This window comes from Candidatus Symbiothrix dinenymphae, assembly GCF_001431085.1.
Window position 1 is genome coordinate 1 of sequence record NZ_BBRU01000455.1, and the last position, 424, is coordinate 424.

The 424-nt window shown below is 45.3% G+C and carries 1 pseudogene; it reads right to left on the reverse strand.

Annotation, left to right across the window (positions count from 1 at the left end):
- Positions 1 to 424 (reverse strand): annotated as a pseudogene (locus ASC50_RS05015) (hypothetical protein); the annotation flags it as partial.

The window sequence follows — 424 nt, forward strand, 5'->3', positions numbered from 1 at the left end:
ATTCAATGGCATCCGGCTCAAAGACTTGCCCTGTCTCAGCAGTATGCTGAGCATATAATTTCACTATGTCTTCCTTTGTGAAATTGTTGAAAGTCATCGCTTCGGTAATCACATTAAAAGGACTTGCGCTGCCCAATGACTCGCTGTCGGGACGGATTTTTGCTTTGAAATCGCGAATGTTGCGCATACCCACCAAGGCTATCGAATGGACAAACGGGGTATTACCGCGCGTATTGTAACCGTCTCTCAATTGTCGGAGAAAAGTAATCAATGTACCCTCACTCAAGCAGTCGGCTTCATCGAAAAAGATGATAAGCGGCTTATCTAATGACATACAAAAAAAAGTCAACTCATCAACTATATGGACACAGTGGGCACCAAAGAGGGCTGGCTGCTTATCTTCGACCGCCGCCCCGATATAGAT